The sequence below is a fragment of the Peribacillus sp. P4_B1 genome (assembly GCF_056402395.1).
In genome coordinates, this window is record NZ_JBFUHM010000168.1 from 1 (window position 1) to 615 (window position 615).

Sequence of the window (615 nt, forward strand, 5' to 3'; positions counted from 1 at the left end):
TACGAAAGTCGTCTTCCTGCTGCTGGCCCAGCACCCGCCCGGCCGTGACCGCGTTATCGATGGCTTGCTCCACGCCGGCTTCGTCCAGCGGCCGTGCCTCAATGCGGTCAAAGCCCTCGGGCTCCATCCCCGGCGGCAGCAGTTGCACCGCGCCCACACAGTCGCGTCCCACGGCGGCCAGCAATTCAAATGCGGCCGTACCGCCCGTGGCGAACTTGTCACGCAGCCGCCGGCGTATGGCATCGCTGTCGGGCAGCAGGTTGTCAAAGAAGTTATGCACCACCTCGCCGCGATGCGGCAGGTTGCCGGGCATGAAAGGCAATGAAAGCGACAACTGGCGTAAAGAGGGGGACTGCAGCCACTTTTCGTCGTACTGGAAGCGATGCTCACCGTCGGCAACGGACCAGTTGCCGAGGGGCTCTCCATTGGCCCACACCGTCAGCGTGCCGGAACCTGGGCTGCTGCGGGGGCGGCGGAAGGTCACCATGGTATTTGCCCGCCTACCATTTCGGCGCATAGGGGGGCGGCTCGTCTTCCGCCACGCGATGCCGGGGAGCCTCTTCAATCACAAGGCTGCAGCCCATGGCCGAAACGATGCGCGCAATCTGGTCGTAA

At 64.7% G+C, this 615-nt stretch carries 1 protein-coding gene; it reads right to left on the reverse strand.

Going from position 1 to position 615, the window contains the following annotated elements:
* Window positions 1-487, reverse strand: a 487-nt coding sequence (locus AC1DVK_RS27105) for a HipA N-terminal domain-containing protein (protein WP_477627845.1), incomplete at its 3' end; no start/stop codon positions are given.
* Window positions 488-615 lie beyond the last annotated feature (128 nt).